Source organism: Paenibacillus sp. FSL H7-0326, from assembly GCF_001955535.1.
Taxonomy (GTDB): Bacteria; Bacillota; Bacilli; order Paenibacillales; family Paenibacillaceae; genus Paenibacillus; species Paenibacillus shunpengii.
The window spans coordinates 20,081-43,716 of record NZ_MPVN01000001.1 but is presented as its reverse complement, the minus strand read 5'-3'; the positions used below and the strand labels follow the sequence as shown (position 1 = coordinate 43,716).

28 protein-coding genes are annotated in these 23,636 nt (G+C 42.8%); 23 read left to right on the top strand and 5 right to left on the bottom strand.

The window, feature by feature from the left end:
• The first annotated feature begins 2 nt into the window (after positions 1 to 2).
• The 6 genes from BK126_RS00210 (at position 3) to BK126_RS00185 (ending at position 5,834) form a co-directional block, all read left to right on the top strand.
• Positions 3 to 929, top strand: coding sequence for an ABC transporter permease (locus BK126_RS00210; protein WP_076310750.1), 927 nt, complete (start codon positions 3 to 5; stop codon positions 927 to 929).
• A gap of 22 nt (positions 930 to 951) precedes the next feature.
• The gene (locus BK126_RS00205) at positions 952 to 1,827 is read left to right on the top strand and encodes a carbohydrate ABC transporter permease (protein WP_076310749.1); all 876 of its coding nucleotides are present in this window, start codon (positions 952 to 954) and stop codon (positions 1,825 to 1,827) included.
• A gap of 106 nt (positions 1,828 to 1,933) precedes the next feature.
• Positions 1,934 to 3,391: an extracellular solute-binding protein gene (locus tag BK126_RS00200; protein WP_445321902.1), complete on the top strand. Its 1,458-nt coding sequence runs from the start codon at positions 1,934 to 1,936 to the stop codon at positions 3,389 to 3,391.
• A gap of 181 nt (positions 3,392 to 3,572) precedes the next feature.
• Entirely contained in the window at positions 3,573 to 4,019 is a 447-nt protein-coding gene (locus BK126_RS00195) for a hypothetical protein (protein ID WP_076310747.1), read from the top strand.
• Between the two features lie 80 nt (positions 4,020 to 4,099).
• A complete protein-coding gene (locus BK126_RS00190; RefSeq protein ID WP_076310746.1) occupies positions 4,100 to 4,990 on the top strand; it encodes a TIGR01777 family oxidoreductase in 891 nt (296 codons plus the stop codon).
• 202 nt (positions 4,991 to 5,192) lie between these two features.
• Positions 5,193 to 5,834, top strand: a complete 642-nt coding sequence (locus BK126_RS00185; protein ID WP_076310745.1) for a nitroreductase family protein — start codon at positions 5,193 to 5,195, stop codon at positions 5,832 to 5,834.
• A gap of 147 nt (positions 5,835 to 5,981) precedes the next feature.
• On the opposite strand, the gene BK126_RS00180 is transcribed toward BK126_RS00185, so the two are convergent.
• Both BK126_RS00180 and BK126_RS00175 read right to left on the bottom strand, forming a co-directional pair.
• The gene (locus BK126_RS00180; RefSeq protein WP_076310744.1) at positions 5,982 to 6,503 is read right to left on the bottom strand and encodes a hypothetical protein; all 522 of its coding nucleotides are present in this window, start codon (positions 6,501 to 6,503) and stop codon (positions 5,982 to 5,984) included.
• A gap of 69 nt (positions 6,504 to 6,572) precedes the next feature.
• Positions 6,573 to 7,433 carry an AAA family ATPase gene (locus BK126_RS00175; protein WP_256702647.1) on the bottom strand — a complete coding sequence of 287 codons (861 nt, stop codon included), beginning with the start codon at positions 7,431 to 7,433 and terminating at the stop codon, positions 6,573 to 6,575.
• 239 nt (positions 7,434 to 7,672) lie between these two features.
• Between BK126_RS00175 and BK126_RS00170 the strand changes: the two genes are divergently transcribed.
• From BK126_RS00170 to BK126_RS00145, 6 genes are all read left to right on the top strand, one after another.
• A complete protein-coding gene (locus BK126_RS00170) occupies positions 7,673 to 8,533 on the top strand; it encodes an alpha/beta fold hydrolase (protein ID WP_076310742.1) in 861 nt (286 codons plus the stop codon).
• Positions 8,534 to 8,626: 93 nt separating this feature from the next.
• Positions 8,627 to 9,118: an XRE family transcriptional regulator gene (locus BK126_RS00165; RefSeq protein ID WP_256702646.1), complete on the top strand. Its 492-nt coding sequence runs from the start codon at positions 8,627 to 8,629 to the stop codon at positions 9,116 to 9,118.
• Between the two features lie 134 nt (positions 9,119 to 9,252).
• Positions 9,253 to 10,113 carry a linear amide C-N hydrolase gene (locus BK126_RS00160; RefSeq protein ID WP_179085494.1) on the top strand — a complete coding sequence of 287 codons (861 nt, stop codon included), beginning with the start codon at positions 9,253 to 9,255 and terminating at the stop codon, positions 10,111 to 10,113.
• 205 nt (positions 10,114 to 10,318) lie between these two features.
• Positions 10,319 to 10,525: a helix-turn-helix transcriptional regulator gene (locus tag BK126_RS00155; RefSeq protein ID WP_076310740.1), complete on the top strand. Its 207-nt coding sequence runs from the start codon at positions 10,319 to 10,321 to the stop codon at positions 10,523 to 10,525.
• Positions 10,525 to 10,965: a hypothetical protein gene (locus tag BK126_RS00150; RefSeq protein WP_076310739.1), complete on the top strand. Its 441-nt coding sequence runs from the start codon at positions 10,525 to 10,527 to the stop codon at positions 10,963 to 10,965. The genes BK126_RS00155 and BK126_RS00150 overlap by 1 nt, the downstream gene beginning before the upstream one ends.
• 31 nt (positions 10,966 to 10,996) lie before the next feature.
• On the top strand, positions 10,997 to 11,515 hold the full coding sequence (locus tag BK126_RS00145) for a DEAD/DEAH box helicase family protein (RefSeq protein ID WP_076310738.1): 519 nt from the start codon (positions 10,997 to 10,999) through the stop codon (positions 11,513 to 11,515).
• A 132-nt stretch (positions 11,516 to 11,647) separates the two neighbouring features.
• On the opposite strand, the gene BK126_RS00140 is transcribed toward BK126_RS00145, so the two are convergent.
• Entirely contained in the window at positions 11,648 to 12,205 is a 558-nt protein-coding gene (locus BK126_RS00140; protein WP_076310737.1) for a helix-turn-helix domain-containing protein, read from the bottom strand.
• Between the two features lie 117 nt (positions 12,206 to 12,322).
• Here BK126_RS00140 and BK126_RS00135 point away from each other — a divergent pair, with 117 nt between their 5' ends.
• From BK126_RS00135 to BK126_RS00115, 5 genes are all read left to right on the top strand, one after another.
• Positions 12,323 to 12,901: a LysE family transporter gene (locus BK126_RS00135; RefSeq protein WP_076310736.1), complete on the top strand. Its 579-nt coding sequence runs from the start codon at positions 12,323 to 12,325 to the stop codon at positions 12,899 to 12,901.
• Positions 12,902 to 13,132: 231 nt separating this feature from the next.
• The gene (locus BK126_RS00130; RefSeq protein ID WP_076310735.1) at positions 13,133 to 14,074 is read left to right on the top strand and encodes a tyrosine-type recombinase/integrase; all 942 of its coding nucleotides are present in this window, start codon (positions 13,133 to 13,135) and stop codon (positions 14,072 to 14,074) included.
• Between the two features lie 387 nt (positions 14,075 to 14,461).
• Positions 14,462 to 14,683, top strand: a complete 222-nt coding sequence (locus tag BK126_RS28945; protein ID WP_143757645.1) for a glycine betaine ABC transporter substrate-binding protein — start codon at positions 14,462 to 14,464, stop codon at positions 14,681 to 14,683.
• Positions 14,684 to 14,884: 201 nt separating this feature from the next.
• A complete protein-coding gene (locus BK126_RS00120) occupies positions 14,885 to 15,889 on the top strand; it encodes an LLM class flavin-dependent oxidoreductase (protein WP_076310734.1) in 1,005 nt (334 codons plus the stop codon).
• A gap of 107 nt (positions 15,890 to 15,996) precedes the next feature.
• The gene (locus BK126_RS00115) at positions 15,997 to 16,386 is read left to right on the top strand and encodes a hypothetical protein (RefSeq protein WP_076310733.1); all 390 of its coding nucleotides are present in this window, start codon (positions 15,997 to 15,999) and stop codon (positions 16,384 to 16,386) included.
• 68 nt (positions 16,387 to 16,454) lie between these two features.
• Here the strand turns inward: BK126_RS00115 and paiA are convergent, their stop codons facing one another.
• Both paiA and BK126_RS00105 read right to left on the bottom strand, forming a co-directional pair.
• Positions 16,455 to 16,973 (bottom strand): spermidine/spermine N(1)-acetyltransferase, encoded by a 519-nt coding sequence (paiA, locus tag BK126_RS00110; protein ID WP_076310732.1) that lies wholly within the window; start codon positions 16,971 to 16,973, stop codon positions 16,455 to 16,457.
• Positions 16,974 to 17,000: 27 nt separating this feature from the next.
• Positions 17,001 to 17,453, bottom strand: a complete 453-nt coding sequence (locus tag BK126_RS00105; RefSeq protein WP_076310731.1) for a MarR family winged helix-turn-helix transcriptional regulator — start codon at positions 17,451 to 17,453, stop codon at positions 17,001 to 17,003.
• A gap of 208 nt (positions 17,454 to 17,661) precedes the next feature.
• On the opposite strand from BK126_RS00105, the gene BK126_RS00100 reads away from it, so the two are divergent.
• The 6 genes from BK126_RS00100 (at position 17,662) to BK126_RS00075 (ending at position 23,583) form a co-directional block, all read left to right on the top strand.
• Entirely contained in the window at positions 17,662 to 18,915 is a 1,254-nt protein-coding gene (locus BK126_RS00100) for a stalk domain-containing protein (protein WP_076310730.1), read from the top strand.
• A gap of 12 nt (positions 18,916 to 18,927) precedes the next feature.
• On the top strand, positions 18,928 to 19,299 hold the full coding sequence (locus tag BK126_RS00095) for a hypothetical protein (protein WP_076310729.1): 372 nt from the start codon (positions 18,928 to 18,930) through the stop codon (positions 19,297 to 19,299).
• A 177-nt stretch (positions 19,300 to 19,476) separates the two neighbouring features.
• Positions 19,477 to 20,355, top strand: a complete 879-nt coding sequence (locus BK126_RS00090; protein WP_076310728.1) for an AraC family transcriptional regulator — start codon at positions 19,477 to 19,479, stop codon at positions 20,353 to 20,355.
• 86 nt (positions 20,356 to 20,441) lie between these two features.
• The gene (locus tag BK126_RS00085; RefSeq protein ID WP_076310727.1) at positions 20,442 to 21,743 is read left to right on the top strand and encodes an ABC transporter substrate-binding protein; all 1,302 of its coding nucleotides are present in this window, start codon (positions 20,442 to 20,444) and stop codon (positions 21,741 to 21,743) included.
• Between the two features lie 55 nt (positions 21,744 to 21,798).
• A complete protein-coding gene (locus BK126_RS00080) occupies positions 21,799 to 22,689 on the top strand; it encodes a carbohydrate ABC transporter permease (protein ID WP_076310726.1) in 891 nt (296 codons plus the stop codon).
• A 15-nt stretch (positions 22,690 to 22,704) separates the two neighbouring features.
• Positions 22,705 to 23,583, top strand: a complete 879-nt coding sequence (locus BK126_RS00075) for a carbohydrate ABC transporter permease (protein WP_083655657.1) — start codon at positions 22,705 to 22,707, stop codon at positions 23,581 to 23,583.
• The last annotated feature ends 53 nt before the right edge of the window (positions 23,584 to 23,636 follow it).

Genomic DNA, 23,636 nt, shown 5'->3' with positions numbered 1-23,636 from the left:
TCATGATGAGAATGCGAAAAGAGGGATCATTGTCCATAGCAGGTCTACTACGAGATAAATGGCTGTATGTCATGCTTATACCCGGCATCCTGTATTTTCTTATATTTAAATACGTGCCGATGTATGGTCTAATCATGGCCTTTCAGGATTTCAAGCCGCATCTTGGATTTTTCGGCAGTCCATGGGTAGGAGTGAAGCATTTCGAACGATTGTTCAGTGATCCGCAGTTTCTTATCTTGTTCCGGAACACGTTTCTACTCGCTTTTTACAATTTGGTTTTCTTTTTTCCGGCACCGATCATTCTTGCATTGATGCTGAATGAGATCCGGAGGGAAGGCTTTAAACGATTTATACAAACTCTCATTTATATTCCACACTTTGTATCGTGGGTCGTTGTAGTGGGGATATGCTATATTTTGCTGACAACCGAGAACGGAATTCTTAATGAGCTCATCTATCAGTTGACGGGACAAAAAATTGCCTTCCTGCTCGATGCAGAATGGTTCAGAACGGTTATTGTCTCTCAGCAAATATGGAAGGAAGTGGGCTGGGGAACGATTATCTTCCTTGCGGCACTAACGGGCGTCGATATGCAGCTATATGAGGCCGCACGGATGGATGGAGCAGGGAGATGGCGTCAGATATGGCATATTACACTGCCCGCGATTCGGAGCACCATCCTTATTCTGTTGATCCTTCGGCTTGGCAGCTTTTTGGATACCGGATTTGAACAGATCTTCCTCATGCTGGCTCCAACAAACCGGGATGTCGGCGAAGTGTTCGATACATTCGTCTATACCAAAGGGCTTCTCCAGGGTCAGTACAGCTATAGCGCAGCTGTGGGCATGTTCAAGTCCGTGGTGGCTCTTGTGCTGGTGGTCTCCGCCAATTGGTTAGCCAAGAGGTTTGGCGAAGAAGGCGTTTATTAAAGGAGGGAGGTGGGGTTCTCATATGGTTCAGGATAAAACCGCGGCGAGTCGGATTTTTGATGTACTTAACTATATCTTGCTTACATTGGCTGCTCTGGCGGCCGTGCTGCCCTTCATCTATGTCATTGCTGTCTCGTTTACAGCGCCGCAGGAAGTGGCTAAGGGTGGACTCATTCTTTTTCCGAAGGAGTGGTCGCTGTCTGCGTACCAGTATATTTTCTCAACCAATACGCTGATTCGCAGTTTAAGTGTTACGATCTATGTCACGATTGTCGGTACGCTGTTTAATCTCGTGTTCACTTGTCTGATGGCTTACCCGCTCTCCAGACCTCGGCTTCAAGGACGTAGATATATTATGCTCGGCGTGTTGTTCACGATGCTGTTCAGCGGAGGAATGATTCCGACTTACTTTGTTGTACAGAACCTGCATCTAACCAACTCCTTATGGTCGCTCATCATTCCAAGTGTCATCAGCGCATTTAACCTGATCGTACTCAAAAATTTCTTTCAGCAGATTCCGAGCGAGCTGGAGGACTGTTCTAAGATCGACGGATGTACCGATATCGGTGTATTCTTTCGGATTGTATTGCCGCTCTCGGGTCCTGCCATTGCTACATTTGCGCTATTCTATGCTGTAGATCATTGGAATACTTTTTTCAGTGCGGTCCTGTATATCAACGATAATACCAAGTGGCCCATTCAGGTGTACTTGCGTGAGATCGTCATCCTAGCTCAGAGCAGTGTCGGGGATTCTACCGCGTTCGAGGATCTGGATATTCAGCCGCTCACGATTCGCATGGCGGTCGTTGTGTTCGCCACCATGCCTATTCTGCTCGTATATCCATTTTTACAGAAGCACTTTGTGAAAGGCGTTATGCTCGGTTCAGTTAAAGGCTGAGATGATATGCGCTGAGTCGCCTCAATGAATATGTAACTTAAAATGAATAGATAAGGGGATGTTACTTTTGAAAAAAGTTAAGCGCTTACTTTCGGGTGCATGTGTAATGTCGCTGTCCACCACCTTATTACTTGCAGGATGCGGCACTTCCGATGATGGCCGTGCAGCTGTTGATGGAGACAGTCCGTTTCCCATTAGTATGGCGATTGTTCAGGTTGGGGAAATTCCGGAGAGCGGTGATGTAGAGAAGGCAATTGAGGAATATACGAATACAGACCTAAGTATTCAGTGGGTTCCGTCCTCTGCCTATGATGAGAAGGTCAGTGTCATGATTGCTTCGAATGAGATGCCGATGATCATGAAGCTGAATTACGTACCCATTGTAATTAGCGCACTGCAATCCGGACTATTTTGGGAGCTGGGACCTTATATTGACGATTATCCAAATCTGAAGGCGCAGGATCCGAATCACTACAACAACATCTCTGTTGAAGGGAAAATATACGGCATTCCGTTATTCCGTGACATGGGACGTGCTTCTTATAACTACCGCAGCGATTGGCTCGAGACCTTGGGTATGGAGCTGCCGGACAATCTGGATGAGTGGTATGAGCTGCAGAAGGCGATGGTACAGAAGGACCCGGATGGCAACGGTAAGGATGACACCTACGGATTTGTGCTCGACAAAGGCTACAATACGGGACATTCCGCAGTAACGACACGTCTTGCGGTTAGTATCGGGGGAGTAAATAAATGGGGGCTTGTCGATGGTAAAATTACACCCGAGTTCATGACCACACCGTATGTGGATGTGCTTGATATGTTCAGACGGATGTATGCGGAAGGCTTGATCAATCAGGATTTTGCGGTGATGGACGGTACGGAAACAGGAAAGCTGTTCGATTCAGGCCGTGCCGGTCTTGGAAATGCGGTCGCCCAAGCCCTGAAGAGTCAGTATGAGCGGCTTACTGCAACCGACCCAAGCTATGTCGTGGATAATGCGGCCTGGACAGGACCCGAAGGTATAAGACTTGCTGGTGAGCCAGGGCATAATGGATTCTTGGCCATTCCGAAGCAGGCGGTGAAGTCTGAGGAAGAGCTGAAGCGAGTGCTTGAATTTATGAATGCCCTGCTGGATGAACCGTCTTCGACCCTGCTGATGAGAGGCGTCAAGGATGTGCATTATAAGGAAACGGACGATGGCCGGACGGAGTTTATTGATTTTGCCTTGTTCCAGCAGCAAGTGAAGCCATATCGCGACAATCTGCTCAATATCGAGGGCTATCATGTGAAGCCGCTGAAGGATACGCCTCAAGGAGAAAAAGGGACCGCAATGGCCAAGGAGAACGCCAAATATGTGGTTCCGAACATCAGTCTGACTCTGACATCCACAACCTATATGGAAAGAGGCAATGAGCTTGACCTCTTAATCAGTGATGCCCAAACGAAATACATTATGGGACAGATTGACGAAGCCGGCTGGCAGGCAGAAGTCGATAAATGGCTAAAAGCAGGAGGTTCACAGGTTATCGAGGAATTCCAAGCATCGTATGATGCAAAATAAGAGATTTTACGAGCGAGAAAGGATTGCGAGGGTCAGCAATCTCTTCTCGTTTTTTGTTTCCAGCGTTCAGTTCAATAACAAGTCAGGGTGCCTATTTATAACGATAACGATACTTTTTCAATTAAAGCGCGTTTATAATAGATAGGCAACTAAATAAATGACATCAAGAGGATTGACACATATGAAAATAATGGAATTATATACTTCTGAACTGAATGTGGATACGATCGCATTTTCCATCTTATTAATCGTTTTTGCAATGGGAAACGCAGTCATCGTATCCAGGCTGATTACGTTATCTAAGCAATATGTATCAAGGCTTCGGTATATTATCGGTTTGATTCTACTATTCGCAGGAGGAGCGGCAGGGTTCGAGCTCGTTATGAAATACTTGCCTGACATAAGTCAAACGGTGCCTGGACCAGGAGCAGGAATGCTTCTGATTGGTATCGGGGTAGCAGTGATCCTAACCGTCGTCTTTATAATTGTAGAAAAGTATGTCTTCCGCTTCAACAAGCTGCTAAATCCGACGATGTTATTTATTGCAGCCCAGCCCGTGCTGTTTCTCCTGTTCTATGCAATCTTTGTTGCACTGGACAAATGGGGGTTAGTGACTCTTAATCAATGATGATGTAAGAATAGCGCTTGAACTATGAACGAATGAACCAATCCAATAGAGATCTTATCAATGAGAAAATAGGTGAGGGTATGAAGAAGGTCGTTCTTGCAGGAGGGACTGGCTTTATCGGCCAATATTTCCAACATGGTTTCGAGCAGCTGGGATATTATGTGTTCATCATCTCTAGACAGCAAGGTCATATTTCTTGGCAAGATCATGCCGGAATCGTTCAGGCACTGGATGGTGCAGATCTGTTAATTAATCTGGCCGGTAAATCGGTAAACTGCAGATACAATGCATCGAACAAGAAGGAGATCATGGAGTCGCGTACGCGCACAACTCGGATTCTTGGAGAGGCGGTACTCCATTGCCGCAAGCCTCCGGCTCTGTGGATTAACGCAAGCACGGCAACGATCTACCGTCACGCTGAAGACAAACCGATGACGGAACAATCAGGTGAGTTAGGTACGGGATTTTCTGTGGAGGTAGCTAAGGCATGGGAAAAAGCCTTCTTTGGATACAAACTGCCACATACAAGGCAGGCTGCTTTACGTATTGCTATTGTTCTCGGACCGGGCGGAGGCGTATTGACACCTTATATTTATTTGACGCGATTTGGGCTAGGGGGTAAGCAGGGGCCTGGCAATCAAAAATTCAGCTTTATCCATGTCGAGGATCTGTTCCGCATGGTGCAGTATATACAGAGCCGCGAAGATCTCGAAGGTGTATTTAATGCATCGGCTCCGTATCCGGTGACTAATCGTGAATTAATGCACGAGATGAGGAAGACAATGCGTGTCCCTGTAGGGATTCCAACGCCCAAGTGGATGCTGGAGATGGGTGCCATTGTTATTCGAACGGAGACAGAATTGATACTGAAGAGCAGGTGGGTTGTACCAGAACGGTTATTGGAAGAAGGCTTTGAATTTAAATATCCGACGATACAAACGACCTTGAAGTCGGTTCTGAACATCAAATAATTTAGCATATTGTAATCAAATTAAAGCCGGTTAAAGACACGCATGGTCATCGAGCCCGATTCACTGAAAGTCGAGACTTATCAATGATATATAGATACGAGATAGCTTGTAAATAAGTTGACAAAAATTAAATTTTGCATTATATTATTTTCGTTTCAATTCGTAATTATAATAATTACAGATATTAGGGAGGCATTACAAAATGACCCAGGATATACAAGCCAATTTCTTTAATTTGATTCGTGAACGTCAATCTATTCGCAGCTACGATCCGAGTGTTACGATCTCAGAGGAAGAACTGAAAGCCATTCTTGAAGATGCCGTGCTTGCACCTTCTTCGTCCAACTTACAGCCATGGCGCTTTATTGTGGTTAACGATCCGGCAGTCAAAGAGACACTCAAGCCGATCGCAAATAACCAGCAACAAGTCGTGGATTCCGCAGCGACAATTATTGTACTTGGAGACAAAGAAGCTTATAAACGGGCAGATGAGATCTATGATCGTTCTGTAGAGCTGGGCATGCCTCAGGAAGCTCGGGATGCTTACGTACCAAGAATGTTAGAATATTACCGTACGATGTCAGAAGAAACAGCTCGGAGTACAGCTGAGATTGACGGAGGTCTGGTGTCCATGCAGCTGATGCTGGCTGCAAAGGCAAGAGGTTATGACAGTGTACCTATGGGTGGTTTCTCACATGAGCGTCTTATTGAAGAGTTTAAGATACCTTCTCATCTAGTTCCAGTCATGCTCATATCCATAGGTAAAGCAGCGAAGCCTGGTTTGCCTAAATCTCGTATGCCTCTCGATCGGGTAACTTATTGGAATGCTTTGACGCAAGAATAATAGTTGCTTTTATCCCGGGTGAGGGTAAACGCCAGTTCATAACAGCAGTGACTAATTGTCGCTGCTGTTTTTTCTGCTGTATGAATTCCATAGATCCGGGTTCTCTTGTAGAGGTGTGCCAAGCTATCGCTAATCATCTTTAGTTCATTATTGAAAAATGTCGGACATTTTAATGCTAAGCGCTCGGGTCATGTTCTCCACCTTGGTTCTGCCATCCTCAAAATAATAGGAATACAGAACGATATCCCCGTCTGATTTGATCATCCGCTCAAACTGATCTTCATTCATTGACAATTCCATGTTCTCCTCAAGCCACTCATTTTTAGTCAACAGGGTAGGTATAGCAATACTCTCAGAGGAACTCGGTGGAAGAATAGATTGGTCGTCTATTTGCAGATCAATTCGGTGTATATCAAAGCCATGCATGATCTCTATCTTAGATTCGCTGCCCACATATCGGAGACCAGCTTGAAATCGCAGCAATTGAGCCGTTTGTTCATTCACTAAATTTGTTTTCAGTCTTATTTGATAATCATCAATTCTTTTGATTGCGGTAACCGATTTCTCCGTCTTAACGATCTCATCCGGTGTGTAATCGACGTTGGAAGAGCAAGCAGACAGCAGCATGAGGATGAATAATAAAGTGAGACCAGTTATAGATACTCGCATTTTCGACCTCCACAGGGTTGTCATATAACAACTGACGCAGGGGAGTGGAGGATTGTTCCATCTATCTGATTAATTGAAGGCATTCTCATTCTTTTTGAAGAATTCATAGTATGTGCGAACATGATCTAATTCGGTCCAGTGTCTCACCTTCACAGGATTTTCATCCAGGTTATAGATCTTTGCTCCATTCATGGATAGCAGGAAAGGGGAATGTGTAGAGATAATAAACTGGCAGCCAAAAAAACGGGCAGAATCTTCAATAAATTTCAACAAATCCAGCTGACGTTGTGGAGATAGACTGTTCTCTGGCTCATCCAGAATATAAAGTCCATTTTCTCCGATTTTTTCAGTGAAATAGCGGAAGGCACTTTCCCCATTAGAATATTCCCTCACATTATCCATCAAAGTGCTTCGCACATATCGGGACTGTGTTTTACTTCTGGCGGCATTCACTTTCTTCAAATGCTCGTAATCTTCCATAGATCTCATCTGAAATTGCGAATATTTCGCATCTAAGTATTCTTCGAACAATTCTTCCCGCTTCTGATCGATCCCCTCGTTAAGATTTCGAATATTCAACATGTAGTCAAACACGTCATCACTAGTAATAATCCTACTATTTTCTGGAATGTCTGCTCTGGTATGCATCTCGCACATATGCACATAATCAGGATAGAAATTCGATTTGTTATAGATTGAATCACGTTGGATTCCCGTTTTCTCTGCGATTACGTTTAATGCAGTGGATTTACCTGACCCATTACCACCATATAAAATAGTTACTGGCTCAAAATCAATGGTTTGTAAGCTGTTTTTTGATAGAATCTTGAACGGATAAAATGAGTCATAGCACGTTCTTTTTATCTGCATAAAAAAGTCGAATTCCATGTCCGCACTCGGAAATGAAAAAGTATGTAAATATATCATCATTATCCTCCTTAATCAGTATCTATACTAAACTACTCGTTCGTAAAGCAAATGTCTAGGACCTATCAGACTTGAGCGTTGCTAAAACGCCTAAGGTTGTGATATAGTTCAAGTTAATTCAAGCTATTTGGAAAATTATACATAAGGATTAACTGGAGGAGCCTGCACATCGCGGGCTCTTTCTGCTTTTTTTTGTTCAAAGTAAGGCCTAACTGTTCTAAATTCGGGAGAGGTGTGATGATATGTTTCGTGAAGTTAACTTGTTAAGAACAAGAGATGTTACAGTAGAGTATTCTGTTATGGGTACGGGGGAGCCTATCCTCTTATTTCATGGTGGACATTCAAACTGTCATGAAGAATTTGGTTATACGAGATTGTTAGAAGCAGGATATTCTATTATTACTCCATCCCGTGCAGGGTACGGTCAAACTTCTGATATCACAGATTTAAAGAAAGCTTGTTGTATGTATCATAATATACTAGATCATTTGGCTGTGGAGAAAGTGCATATCATTGCCGTTTCAGCGGGTGGACCTACTGGAATCATGTTTTCCGCTATGTTTCCCGATCGAGTCGCTAGTTTGACACTTCAATGTGCGGTTACCAAACCTTGGCTCACTCCACAGCATCGGGAATACAAAGTGGCCAAACTTATTTTCAGCCCTTCAAGTGAAAAAAGAACATGGAAGATCGTTGCAACGTTAACTAATTTATTGCCTAAATTGACCTTTAGAATGATGGCTTCGTCCTTTTCTACGCTTCCTTACTCGGAAGTGAAGAAACGACTTGACCATGGATACATAGAACAATTTCGTAAAATGAATAACCGACAGCGCTCGTATTCGGGATTCCTCATAGATCTAGAACAGAATCAATGTGAATATTTTGCACAAATGAGGTTAATACAAGCACCAACCTTAATTATGCATTCGAATCATGATAGCTCCGTACCGATAAGTCATCCCCAAACAGCAAGAGAACTAATTCCCCATTCTGAAATGTGTATTCTTGATTCATGGGGCCACCTCATATGGATTGGAAAGCATGCAGCGGAGTATGATGATGCTTTAATCTCTTTCTTAACACGTTCGTCAAGTAACTAATGGCCAGACGGTACATTTGAAGTTGATAGACTTGACATAATTTATGTCGATTTTATATAATTGTGACATAAATTATGTCTTGGAGGGTTTGGATTGAACAACTTTCTTACCAAAACAGTCTTGGAATATTTGGTCATGATTAACGAACTGTCTTATTCGGGAATAGGTCGCGAGCTAAACATTACCCCACAGCAATTTTCAGATTGGATTAAAAAACGTCGACCCATACCAAAGGAGCGATTACAAGTTCTCGCCCATTATTTTAGTGTTGATGAAGAGGTACTTGTAGATGAACAATCCTATGTGAAACCACTCAGTTCCATTGCTAAGGTAGAACTACATTTACTGCTACTTGATCAAAAAGTGGCTGAACTCGAAGAGGGAGGTGTGAGTGATGAAGACATCGAACCCTACCTCACAAAAAAGAAGGAGCTGGAAAGAGAGAAAAAGAATCAAATGCGGCTTAATAAGATGATTGCGATCTTAGAACAAGATAATGAGCAGGTAGGGGAGATCGTTGATTTGTTCCTGAATGAGATACTATCAGGAAAAATCGAAGAGTTATCCCATAAACTAAAGAAATAAGGTGAGCTTATGAGTACGGCTATATTTCTACATCAAGTTGGCATGGGGCTGCTCGGTGTAAGAATCAGGACGTACCTTACGATGGAGCCTACACGTTCTCGAATAGAAAAGGAATGTGCAAAACAGCATTAATCATGCCGCCAGATCGCCCAATGAAGTGGATATCTAAGTACAATAGCTTAACCGTATCACAGGTAGGTAAGGAAATGCCGAATGGGGGAATGAACGAAGCCGGTTTAGTCGTGGAGCAGACAACGCTCTGGCAATCTAGTTATCCGAACAAGGAAGGTCTTCCTGCTATCGGTGAGTTACAGTGGATTCAACTTATGCTGGATACTTGTGCGTCGATTGAAGAGGTAAAAGAGACAGCAGAATCTCTGCAAATCGTTAACCCATTCTCTCGACTACATTACATCATTTGCGATCGTACAGGAGAGTGCGCTGTTTTTGAGTTTTTGAATGGAGAATTAGCGATATATTCAGGCAGCACATTACCAGTGCCAGTAATCGTTAATACACCTTACTTGGAGACAATGGTTCGATTGAAATCACCAGGTAATACATGTCCGGATGGTTTAAATGATTATGATCTGGATTCAATCAAACGGTTTGATCGAGCAGTCGAATGTTTAGAATATGCAGCAACAGAAGTGGTTGACTTAAACGAAATGCTTCGATCGACTCAGAGGGTGGATACTGCATTTAGTATAGTTTATAACACAGCTACTCTGGAGATTCAGTTTGAATCCAAACGATTCCCTAAGCAGAAAAGGATTCGGTTTCAAGACATCGATTTTGTGAGTGATTCAGGTATTGCTGTGAACATTCAGCAGGATAAGGAAGTTAATTTTGACTTATACAGTGCTGATTTAAATCAAAGAATAGTAGAAGCTTTTTTTCGGAATCCCCAGTTAAGTACTGTATTCGGGTCTCCACTCAGTGATGAAGTACTTACTGTTATAGCTCGTTTCCCCGAGTCCTTTCGGTTACGATAACTTTTGCATGATAAGTGGTGTAAGACTTGATATACAAAAAATTAAAAAGATTGAAGTGGCGGCTGGTTGTTATGATCAGCTGTTTTTTTTGTTTTGGAATCTTAATAAGAAGTAAACGATTTTATTTATGCAAAGTATGCTTGACATAATATGCAAAGTAAACTATGCTAAATTTGCAAAGTAAACATTGCAAGGAAGTGGTCGATTGAAGACGAGAATTGCTGAACTGCGTAAGCAACATAAGCTGTCGCAGGAGGAACTAGGGCTCATTGTAGGGGTGACCCGGCAAACCATTACCTCCATTGAAACGGGAAAATATACGGCTTCCCTCGTTCTTGCCTACAAAATTGCTCAATATTTTGGACTTACGATTGAAGAAGTGTTTGATTTCAGCGAAGTGGAGGAGATGTAATGGAGAAGTATAAGGTTCAAGTAACAACCCGTAAGAACGCTCTATTGTTGATAGCTGCTACCATGTTATTGATCTATGCAGGACTTGTGTTTTATCGAGGGGGACTGCCCGAATTACCCAGTTTTATAAAAGGATTTCATACAGGAGCTTTTATCGGTTTTGAATTGTGCATCGTTTTTTTCCTCGTCAAGTATAGAAAAGCCAGTAAAAATGAAGCAGAGCTGAAGAAGATGTATATCGAGGAGAATGATGAGCGGAATGCAGTCATTCTACAGAGTGCCAGCTCACTCAGCATGGTCATCATTCTTGTAGGTCTTGGGATAGCCTCTGTAATTGCCGGGTTCTTTAACACGATGATATTCTATACCTTAATGGCTGCTTTATTTTTTGTTTTGATCGTGTTTTTTGCATTGTGGATCTATTTTGCAAAGAAGATCTAAGAGCTTAATAAGATGAATCGAGGTTGAAGCAATGGAGAGTAAATTACCTTTATTTATCGTAACTGGTGCAAGCGGTTCCGGGAAATCCTATGTAATTCAGGATCTGCGAAGAATAATGCCTGAATTTGATATTTTTGATCCTGATCATCTTGTTGATTTTGTTGGGCACGATTGGGAGAAGATCCGAAATATTTGGCTGAGAGTTGCCCGAAATATCGCGGAGAGTGGACGTATGACGATTATATGCGGAACCATGATGCCGTGGGATATTGAGAAATGTGCAGACTTTTCGTTCTTCAAGCATGTGTATTATCTGAACCTACATTGTCATGATGTAACACGGGAAAAACGCCTTCGTGAGAGAAATTGGCCAGAGGAAGAGATTCAGAACCATCTTAACTTTGCAGCTCGATTGCTTGAAATTGCTGGAGAGGCTTATAATCCACCCATGCCTACAATTGATACTACGGAGACGGATGTCACTCAAGTTGCCCTTCAAATAAAAGAATGGGTTCATCAGTACACTAGAGGTAATGAATGTCCTGATTGAGGAAAATGACAAAACAAGAGATCTCTTTCCTACAGAACTTAGATGCAGCTGGTTAAGGAGCCAGCTGTTTTCTTATTGTCCAAGAAAATATTTTGATAGCCGATCTCATTTGCGATTGTTACCTGCATCCTCTCAAGAATTCGAATAATAAATAATCATGCTGGCACGGGTGATTTCGGTTCCTGAATTGTGGTACACATGCTGGCGATCGGCACGAAACCGGATGGAGTCTCCAACGTTCAATGTATATTCCTCCCCGTTAAACCGAACCGTTAACTGACCATCGAATACGGTGATGAATTCCTCCGTTCCTTCCTCATGAGGCTCAGCACTCAAATAACCACTTTTATCGATCTCAAGCGAATAAACCTCAAAACGCCTGCCGTCTTCAAAAGGGAAATAAGGGTATACTCTAAACTTTTCATTATCGTCATAGATCGCTTTCGTTTCGTTTTTGGACACGATCACCGTATCTTCGGCAGGCTCGTTAATTAACGAGGTAAATGAAATTTTTAATCCGTTCGCTATTTTCCATACCGTTTGTATCGTTGGGCTGGACTCGCCGCGTTCAATTTGGCCTAACATCGTCTTGCTGACCCCTGTTAGATCAGAGACTTTATCGAGACTAAGCTTTCTCTGATTCCGCAAACTCTTCAAATTTTTTGCAAGCACAGAATTAATATTCAACAAAATGCTCCCTTCGTCTGTTGTGCTTTATAACGTCTATATTGTACAATATAAAGCGTAATAGTATACGTTAAAACGCACATTTTGTATAATTATAACATACATAGGGGTGAAAAACATATGCTCTTCATGTCTTTTTTGATTTATGTATTCGTAGGCTCTTTTACTCCAGGGCCAAACAATATCCTCTCAATGTCGAATGCGTCACGATACGGTTATAAAAAGACACTGCCTTTTAGTTGCGGCGTAATGACCGGATTTTTTGTAGTTATGCTGTTCTGCAGTTGTTTTAATCTTCTCTTGTTCCGATTTATACCCAAGATCGAATTCGCGTTGGCGATTATAGGTAGTATGTACATGATCTATTTGGCGATCGGCATAATGAGGAGCAAGCCACAAAAAAAGGAAGAGGAGACGAAGCCGTACACTTTCTTAACAGGCGTGTTGTTGCAGTTTATGAATCCGAAAGGGATTTTGTACGGCCTGACAGCGGTATCTACTTACATCCTTCCTCACTATAATTCGAGCTTAAGCCTTATTTTGTTTTCAATCTTTTTGGCTTTTATTTCTTTCCTGTCAACTTCCAGCTGGGCTATGTTTGGATCTTTGTTTCAACGTTTTCTTGCCAAGAACGAGAGGCCATTTAACGTACTTATGGGATTGTTGCTTATTTATGCCGCATTTTCAATACATGTATAATAAGGTACCGATGAGACACTGATAATTCAATCCAACGAGGAACATAGCCATTCAAAAAAGCTGTGTCAGATGAGGATATGATACAGCTTTTAGCGTTTAATTCCGCTTTCTTTCCACAAAAAAACTGCGTATAATATAAATTATACGCAGTTTTTGATTTAATCTATTTTTATATCTGCACTCGATCACTTGGTCAGTTTAACAGCAGCTTAGAAAGTGGTGAAGACGAGCATGATGACAGATTACATACAGGATACTTATGCGGAGGAGCTCGAGGCCTTTGACATCTGGTTGAAGGATGCGGGCTACACAGGTTATACCGTGAAATCTTACAAGAGTGATGTATCTGAATTTTTAGACACGCTGGAAGGAAAACCGATTGATCGGGTAAAACGGCTTCAAGTGCTGTCCTTCTTATCCAAGGCACGTGACCGTGGTATTAGTGATGCGACTAGGAATCGGAAGCATGCAGCCGTGAATTGCTTTTTCAAAGCTCTAATTGAGCTGGAGCTCCTTACGGTTAATCCGGCGGCTGGAATTAAGAAATCCAAGACAGAGAAGAATAGAGTTCCTGTTTTTATGGATGAACAGCATCTATCACGTTTCATGGCATCAGTAGAGGGGAAATACCGGGAACGGAATATGGCGATCTTTTTGCTCATGGGCTATATGGGACTGCGTGTAGGTGAGGTTCATTTGCTCAATTTAGGTGATTACAACGCCGAGAGAAAAACGCTGAGTGTATTCGGCAAAGGCCGTAAGTGGAGGCTGCTTCCTGTACCCGATGCTGTTGGTGAAGTGCTGAAGGATGTGATCTATAAAAGGATTTCACCTCGGAAGTCGAAGGAGGATGCTTTGTTCGTATCCCAGCAGGGGAGAAGGCTGTCCATACGTACGATACAGCTAATTGCTTCTGAAGCGTTTGAGCGTTTTCAGAAAGATGTACCTCCTGCACAGCACGTATCCTATTCGAGTCATAAGCTCCGGCATTCCTTTGCTACGATGATGCTTCGTAAAGGCGCTGATTTGCGTACAGTGCAGGAATTGCTGGGTCATTCGTCGATTCAGACGACAACCGTATACACTCACGTTACGAATCGGGAGAAGGAGCAGGCGATGGCGATGCTGGATATTGTCGTTCCTGATTATAGTGATGCTGGTAACAGTAGATAATTCAAATTTCCGTAATGAATATTATGTAAACTAAATAAGTGAATCAAAATTCAATTTAATTCAGACGATAACATTTTTATTTAATTCATAGCCGATTGCTTTAAAAGGATTGTAAACGGGGAATTTCTTACCGGCCTGAGGAAATTACAATTAAGGCAGATTCGATCTCGCCTGGCCCTTATGTTGAAATAAGAGATGATGATGTGATCGTGGCAGTGGGAGACGAGAAATGTACGATCGAACGGCCCATTTTATTCATCAAAAAATGCAACCGGAACAAGACAAAGACAGACATGTTCACTCATAACGAGAGAATATGTCTGTTTTTATATAAACTATCAATGAATGTAAACTAGATCAACTAGAGATGCGATTTAGAAAAAAAGTATAACGGATATCAACAATTTTCGTAATAAATATTATGTAAACAAATGTCGCCTCAAAACACTTGAACAGTATCCTGAGCTGGAGTGGATTGCCAATGAGCTGAAAGGCTTCCTGACGGAGCAGGAAATGCAGGACCATAATGCACAAGTAAATGTAGATGCCCTTCTTGAAGATGATGTGGCTCGTGATTTTCTGATCGAGAAAGGTATAATTGAAGGTTAAAATGAATTTTTAAAGGGGATTCGCCTATATGGCGGATCTTTTTCGCCAAGATCTATAATTATACTCTACATATTAAACATTATGTAAACTAAATTTCTGAATTAGGAGCATCCGTCAAAATCTTTTATAATACATAGAAGGTGCAATTAACGTAACTCAGCATCTTAAAATCAACATGCAAGACAGAAGGAGGAGTGTACAATGCGCGTCAGTATACTGGATCAAACACCGCTGAAAGTGAAGGGCACTCCTGAATTGGCTTTTAACGAAACGGCCCAGCTGGCAAAGTTTGCTGATCAACTTGGATATACACGGTATTGGGTAGCTGAGCACCATAGCACCGATGCGATGGGCGGTTCTTCGCCAGAAGTGCTTCTCGGTTATATCGCCGCGATGACGTCAAATATGCGGATTGGTTCAGGCGGTGTTATGCTGCAAAATTACAGTTCGTACAAGGTCGCTGAGAATTTCAAAGTACTATCTGCGCTTGCGCCCAATCGAGTGGATTTGGGGGTAGGCAGATCCCCTGGTGGTTTACCGAATTCGACTAAGGCGTTACAGGACCTGCAGCTTCGAGACCCGGATACCTTTACAGATCAGCTGCGTAGTCTGCAAGAATATCTAGGAAGAGTACTCCCTGTGTCCCATCCATTAAGAGGATTGATGACCACCCCACGTACTCAGTTCATTCCGGAGCTGTGGCTTCTCGGGACGAGTCGCTCCAGTGCGCGGCTTGCCGCATCCATGGGTCTTCGGTACGCCTTTGCTTATTTCTCACCAGGGCAGGAGGAGCAGCTCTATTCCGCTTTCCGTGAATATAGAAGGAGTTTTGTACCTCATGAGGGTCTTCATGATCCTTACGGGCTGGCGGCGATTCGGGTGATCGCGGCAGATACGGATGAAGAAGCAGAAGAGCTTGCAAAGACTTCCATACAGTTTACCTTCTATTTAAGAAAAGGGAGAGTGCTGCGAATGGACAGTCCGGAAGCCTGGAATGAAGCCGAGCTGTCTCTGCGTGACAAGGAACTAGTGGACTCCATTAAACAGGCTCATATCATAGGCTCTAAGCAAACTATACAGAGAAAAGTAACCGAGCTGCAGGAACAGTATCTGTTCGATGAGCTGATGGCATTGTCCTTTATCTACGATTTGGATAAGCGCAAGGAATCCTTTCGTATATTGCATGAGGCTGTGAGAGATCTCTAGATCCTGAGCATATTTCAATATTGAATTCGGATGTGGTATTGTAGAAGTGGTAGCAAAACACTAGCATACAATATCAGATCTTATATCAAAAAAGGTGGAACCATTCGTTGAACAAGAAGAAAGACCAAAAATCACTACTCTATATGTTAAAGGGAGATACAGCGGCTGAAGTACCTGTCAAAGCAAAGGGCAAGCTGAATTGGACAGCATCCTTCAAGCTGTTTAAAGTATATCGTCAGGTGAGGGCAAGTAAAATGCTTGCTCCAAGCCTCATTATTTTGTATTTTATCTTTGCGCAGATCATGCTGCTCTTTTTCTCCATAATTATGTCCGTCTCGCTCATTCCATTTTTCCTGCTGGGCATTCTCCTATGGGCGATATTGAATAAATATTTAGTCTGGGTGCTCAAGGAAACAACGATTCGTACGTTAATAAAAGAAGGGTATACTCCCAAAGGTCAAGAGGATCAAGCTTACGTAGACGCCTTGTACCTGTAATATGTAAATTCAAGCCAGCCTTAAACAAGGTTGGCTTTTTCTTATTTTTAGAATGTCGCTTGAGCTGCTTATGAAAGGGGTCTAGACATTATAAGGTCAATTTGCTCTTCATCGCCCATCAAAAAAGGGTGAGATCCGGTTTGGACAAATCCCATTTTCTTATAAAATGCGATGGCTGGCTCATTCTTCTCCCAAACACCTAACCAAATTTTTGTTTTGTTACGTTCTAATGCTATTTCAATAGCTCTATTTAACAATTGCTTGCCAAGGCCATGTTTTTGAAATTTGTTCCTGATATATATTCTTTCTATTTCAAGTGATTCATCACCCATTAGTTCAGATTGAGCATCATTGATATTAATCTTTAAATACCCAGCGGTTACATTATTGAAATAAACAAAATAGAAATCAGATGAAATATTGGACAGTTCTTTTTCCAACTGTTTGGAATGAAATGCTTTTGCCAGATAGGAATTCATATTTTCTGGTGAGTTTTGATTTCTGAATGTGTCATTAAATGTTTCAATACTTATTTCTTGGAGCAGGAGCACATCTTCACGAGTGCATTTTTTTATGTTAACAACCATATGAATATGTCACATCCCAATGTATTTTTAATAAATTCTTTTTTTTCCTCTTTTTACATATTCCCAATCTTTTTCGATATTTGATCTTATTCTTTTGAGAAAGTGAAGCATGTTTTCTGTTTCTATGTCTGAGAACCCTTCTAAAGCAACACGTTCAGAATAATCGTTCTCTTCCTTAATAAAAGGATAAGTAGTCATTCCTTTTTCTGTAGAAAAGAGTTTCTTTATTTTTTTATTATGCTTGTCCTCTTTTTTTTCAATAAAGCCACTCATTTCGAGTTTTTTTACAGCACGAGCTGCTGTAGTTCGATCTACTTTAATCATTTCAGCCAACTTTTCTTGAATAATTCCGGGTTTTTCACAAATTCGCACTAGATACAGATATTGGCCTTTAGTCAGATCGTATTCTTTGAACTCGATATTACTTATAGAATCTAATGCTCTTGCTATCATTCCAATTTCACGAAGAATCTCCGTCATAACTCAACTCCTTAAACTTATTGTTGCATATACAACAAAAACCACATAATAAACTTACCTCATAATTGTTGTAAATGCAACAAATATGAAGAGATATGTTATCAGATTAAAGAAAATTAACCTATTTCTTCTATTATTATAGTAAAATATGCAGCGTTGATAGATACAGCTTTTACTATAATGACTCAGAATGGGAGACGAGCGAGAAATGAAGCAATGGGGAAAAATACTGCTCAGCTGCGCCATTGTATTAGGTTCAGCAGCAGGTGGAGCTGCAGCTCCGTTTGCACAAGCGGCGAGCACCAATCAAGTGAAGATTATGCTGGACAATTATCCTTTGCCTTTTCCAGTAGAGCCGGTCGTCATTAGCGGAACAACGATGGTCCCTTTCAGAGCCATATCCGAAGCGCTTGGGATCAACGTGGTATGGAACCAGAAGGCAAAGAAAATAACGGCTTCCAAGCTGTCGGATGGCATTAAAAAGACAGTTGAACTCACTCTCGGCAGCAAGACAGCAAAAGTAAACGGACAAAACGTCTCATTAACGTTAGCCCCGAGGACAATCAGCAATACAACGATGATTCCACTTAGCTTCTTCAGTCAGCAGTTTGGTGCGGGCGTAGGCTGGAACCAAGCGTCCAAGACGGTATCCATTACATCGCCTAGAGAAGAGATGTACACGCTTGGCTATTATGCTCTGCGTTCCTTTGATGAAATTTCCTATCTCCATCATTTTGACGCTGCCGCGTTTGGCTGGAGCCGTATTGATCGAGAAGGTAATTTTACGTTAACAGGGGATGAGTACAGATGGCCAGCTCCATCAGGAGAGATTACTGGTGAATCGATTATTAATGATGCTGCATCGGAAGGAACAACTCCCTTTCTCATGGTATATTCCGTAGATGGCATGCTGGAGCTGACGAAGAACCTCGAAGACAAGGAACTGCGAAGTCAAACGATAGACAGCATAATGGAGGCAGCAACAGAAAAAGGCTTCAAAGGCATTGCACTGGACCTCGAAGGACTCGGGATGACTGGTGATAAATCCAAGGTAAAGAGCGATTATAATGCATTTGTCAAAGAGCTGTCTTTAAGAGCCAAGCAGCAAGACATGAAGCTGACCGTCATTGTGCATGCACTGAACAGCGTGTATCAAGGCTATGACTATAAGACGCTCTCAAATCTTGCGGATGATCTTGTCATCATGGCGTATGCCTATGGAGATGAAAAAAGTCCTGAGCCCGTGGCAAAGGTGGATGAAGCCATACAGCTGGCACTGAAGCAGGTTGACAAGGATAAGCTTATTCTGGGGATATCCCGTGGCAGCGAAACTGCAGCTAGCATTAATACGAAGATTGGTCTTGCGAAGCGATATGATCTGAAAGGCATTGCTCTATGGCGTCTTGGAATTATAGGTCCTGCTACCTGGGCTGAAATGAACAAGACCATTGTGCTTGATTAAGTGGAGGTTCAATTGAGAAAATTCAAGTTGCTCGTTGTGCTTCTGTTCCTATGTGCTGCAGGCTGCAGCGGGAGCAGCAAGGAAGCTGAGCTTTCTTATTTTCTATCCGATACAGAAGGGATGTACATAATTCATCTGTTTCGCGATTCGAGCAGAGAGCTAGATAACGAGCTGCTTGAGTATATGAACTCAAGTGAGGATTTGCTGGAGGTTATTCAAGGTATACAATTGTATGACATCAACACTGCCGATGACCAGATTAGAGCGAAACGGGTGGATGTTGAAGAGATTCCGACGATGTTAATTACCGATAATCACGAAATTGTACTTCGTACGCAGAGCATTCAGGAAGTGAAGAATTACTTTGAAGACCTAATTAACTGAAGTAAATTACAATAAAACCTCATTTATGATCTCGAAATCAAGGTGGATTCCTGCATAAGCCGCTGCTTTCATTTATATTGAAAACAGCGGCTTATTTATATTTTTGCTGGTACGAACCGGGGGAGCATAACTATAATAAGGTAGTGTGATAAAAACGAATAGGAAAGGGTGGAGAGAATGGGCGTACCGACATTTCTTGAAACAGGTCATATGACAGAAGGTTTTCCTATCAGGGTTATTCATACGGGTGATCAATTTAACTATGCAGCACATTGGCATGAAGAGGTGGAGATGGTATTTGTCGAAGGGGACTACGGGCGTATTGGCGTGAACAGCAGTATTTATGAGCTTCAAAAAGGCGATGTGCTGGTGATCAAGCCTGGAGATGTGCATTGTTTTTTGCCGGGAACGCAGAATTTGACCATTATATTGTTTCGAATGGAGCTGTTTACGAGTAGCTTTATAGAAGACACAGATTGGCTTGGTATGAAGCAGTTATTTAATAAAACATCCGTTATTCCTGCATCCACATGTAAAGAAAGAGCATTAGGAGAGTACCTCAGTGCGCTTTCAGCGGAAGAGAGCAACAGACAGGCAGGTTATAAATGGGCCATGATTGCAAGGCTGTATGACTTTATTGTACAGCTCCTGCGCACAATCGATCCTAGTGAGGATTCCGATGCGCTTAACTGGCAAATTACAACCTCGAAGAAGTTTGAGTTTATTGAGGGGGTATGTGAATATCTGGAGGAGCATTACGCTGAGAATATCAAGCTGGATCAGGTCGCTGATCATATTAAATTTAGTAAATTTTACGTCTGCAAGCTGTTCAAGGACATTAAGGGCATCACGCTGATGGAGTATTTGAATCATTTTCGAATTATCAAGTCGGAATGGGCGCTGCTGTTCAGTGAGGATTCCATTCTTGATATTGCGGTAAGCCACGGATTTAACAATATTAACTCATTTAACCGCCTGTTCAAAAAATATAATAACTGCACCCCGTCCGATTTTCGAAAGAAGCATAAAACAAACAACGCAAAATATGAAGGATGATGAACAATATTGGTGAAGAAAGCCTACTTCAAAATCAATATAATCGAATAAAATGTAAGCGTTTCCTTAATTGAAGGAGGGAGCTCATGAATCTATTTTCTCGTCACCGGAAGCCGCAGGTTAAACGCCATCATCTAGTGCTGCTTGTACTTCTATGCTCAGCCGTATTGCTGTCAGGCTGTCAGCTCCAGGCCTTGGCCGAATCTAATGATAACGAGATCACGGTGTGGAGCTTCACGGATGAAGCCGGCTATGCGATTGAGAAGTTCGAGGAGAAGTACCCGGACATTAAGGTTAATTTTGTCAACATTCCGGGTAATTTCTATATCACCAAGCTGAAGTCGGCACTTCAGACCAGCTCCAAGGCACCTGATGTCTTTATGATTGAAAACGCTAACATTAGAGAGCTGATTGATGTGCCTTACCTGCAAAATCTGTCGGAGGCACCTTACCATGCGGACGAACTGCTTCCTGAGCAGTATCCTTTTGTCCAGGCCAATGAGAAAGACAGTGAAGGAAATGTTAGAGCAATTGGTTATCAGGCAACTCCGGGAGCTATCTATTACCGGCGGGATCTGGCGAAGGAATACTTGGGGACAGATGATCCCGAAGAGGTCAGCAAGCAAATTGACACATGGGACAAAATCTTTGAGATCGGCGAACGGGTACAGCAGGAGAGCGGCAACCAAGTCCATGCTTTGGCGAACTGGAACGCGATCTCGAACTCTTATGACGGAATACCCTGGGTACAAGACGGCAAGTTTGTCATGGATGATACGTATCTGGAAATTCTGGACCTTGTTAGAGAAGCGAGAGAACGTAAGGTGCTTGCGGAATATGAAGAAGGAAGTGCAGGCTCCGCTGCTTCCATGCAGAAGGGTACCGTCATGTTTTACCCAGCAGCCACCTGGGGGCTCCAATACACCTTTAAGGCCAATGCTCCGGACACTTCTGGCCTGTGGGGGCTCGCTAAAGGACCAACAGGATTCAGCTCGGGTGGAACCTATATTGCCATGTACAGCAATAGTGACAAGAAGGATCTGGCCTGGAAGTTTATTGAGTTTTATAACTTTGACCACGAATTTCTGTCTCAGCTGGCACAGGAACAAGACTACTTTACGAGCAACATGATCGTGAATGATCAGCTGGCAGAGACAGTAACGTCGGATTATCTTGGCGGGCAGAAGCATTTTGAGTTCTTCTCAGAAGCAGCAAAAGACGTACCTGTCTATGAAAGAACGAAATATGACACGGTGATCAACAATGATATATTCAAAAACGTCCTTCAGCTGTATCTGAACAACGACATTCAAACGAAGGAGGAAGCGATAAAGAGGATTAAACGCGACGTCAAATTGAGATTTCCAGAGCTCGAAGGATTGGAGTGAAATGCTGAATACGAAAGAACCTGAATAGGAAACCGATGACGGGGGGGACCAATGAATGTTTGCTAAGTCCATACGCAAAGACCACTATGGTTATTATTTTATTGCTCCGTTTTTCATCATTTTTCTCATCTTTGGACTTTATCCGATTCTGTACAGCTTATACATCAGTTTCACCAACTGGGACGGAATTACGACGCCGGAGTTCGTCGGCCTTGGCAATTACTCGGCGGTCGTGCAGGATCCGCTCTTTTGGAAGACACTGTTTAATACGTTATTCATATGGGGAATATCGGTAGTTCCTCAGCTGACCGTGTCGCTGGTATTGGCTTTTATCCTAAATGACAAGCTTCTCAAGGGAAGAGATTTTTTTAGGGCCGTATATTTCTTTCCGAACATCGTCACTGCAGCTTCCTTAGGTTTGCTGGTGAGCTTGATCTTTGATTGGCAGTCCGGGGGACTCAATCACTTTCTAGTCCAGGTGGGTCTCATTGAGAATCCGATCAATTGGAAGAACGATCCTTGGTTCATGCGGCTGATCGTATCGGCGATCTTGTTCTTTCAATATTTTGGCTACTCCATGGTGATCTATCTTGCAGGCCTGCAGGGCATCGACCCTTCCTTGCAGGAAGCGGCCCAAATTGACGGCGCGGAGAAGAAGCATATCTTCCTTCACATCATCGTTCCTATGCTGCGCCCGATTATTTTGTTCCAGATCATTACGTCCATCATCGGCGGCATTCAAATCTTTGATCAGCCCTTTACACTGACGAACGGAACGGGGGGACCTGACCGGGCAGCCATGACAAGCATTATGTATCTGTACAATGTTGCTTTCCAAAGCACGCGTTTTGGTTATGGAGCAGCCATTGCCTTCTGCTTGTTCGTGATCATTATTTTGTTGTCGGTTGCCTCGTTCATGATGACCAAACGCAAGAGCAGCTCATAAGAGGGGGGAATGAGGATGCAAACGGCCAAATCATTAGAGCAAAGCATGGCTTATGAGAGAAAAGCAAAGGTAAATCGGCTGACACCTGGCAAAGTATTGATCTATCTTTTTCTAATTGCGCTAGCCATTATTTGTATTATCCCGTTCTATCTCATGCTGATCTATTCTACCCATAACAATGCTACGATCGCGTCAACCTTCACCTTTCTTCCGGGTTCGTTCCTGCCCGACAATTATGCCAATATGGCTTCCAAGATCAACATTTGGCGGGGCTTCGGGAACAGCATCTTTATCGCAGGAGCTTCCACGATTCTCTCTCTGTATATCGGTGCCTTGACGGCTTTTGGATTTGCAAAATATAAATTCAAAGGCCGCACCTGGCTGTTCCTGTTCCTGCTGGCAACGATGATGGTACCCGGGCAGCTGGCGCTGATCGGGATGTATCGACTGTTCAGTACACTCGGCATGCTGGACAGCTATGCAGCCATCATATTGCCGGCGGCAGCCAATGCCTTCAACGTATTTTTCATCAAGCAATTCATCGAGAGCAGCATTCCGGATGAGATTATCGAGTCATCACGGGTTGATGGGAGCGGAGAGTTCAGAACCTTTAACCAGATTGTGCTGCCGATTCTTGGACCTGCGGTAGCAGCGCTTGGCATATTTACGTTCATTGGCTCATGGAACAACTTCCTTACTCCGCTTGTATTGTTCTTCTCACTGGATAAATATCCACTGCCGGTGCTCGTTGCACTGGTTCAGGGATATTACGGTATGGATTATGGACTCCTGTACTTGGGTGTCGCCATCTCGATTGTCCCTATTATTATCGTGTTCGCCGTGTTCTCCAAACAGATTATCGGAAGCGTTGCACTCGGGGCGGTAAAAGGTTAGAGAATGACAATATGATATGTAGATGAAAGGCAAGGTTCACGTGAGTTCTACTG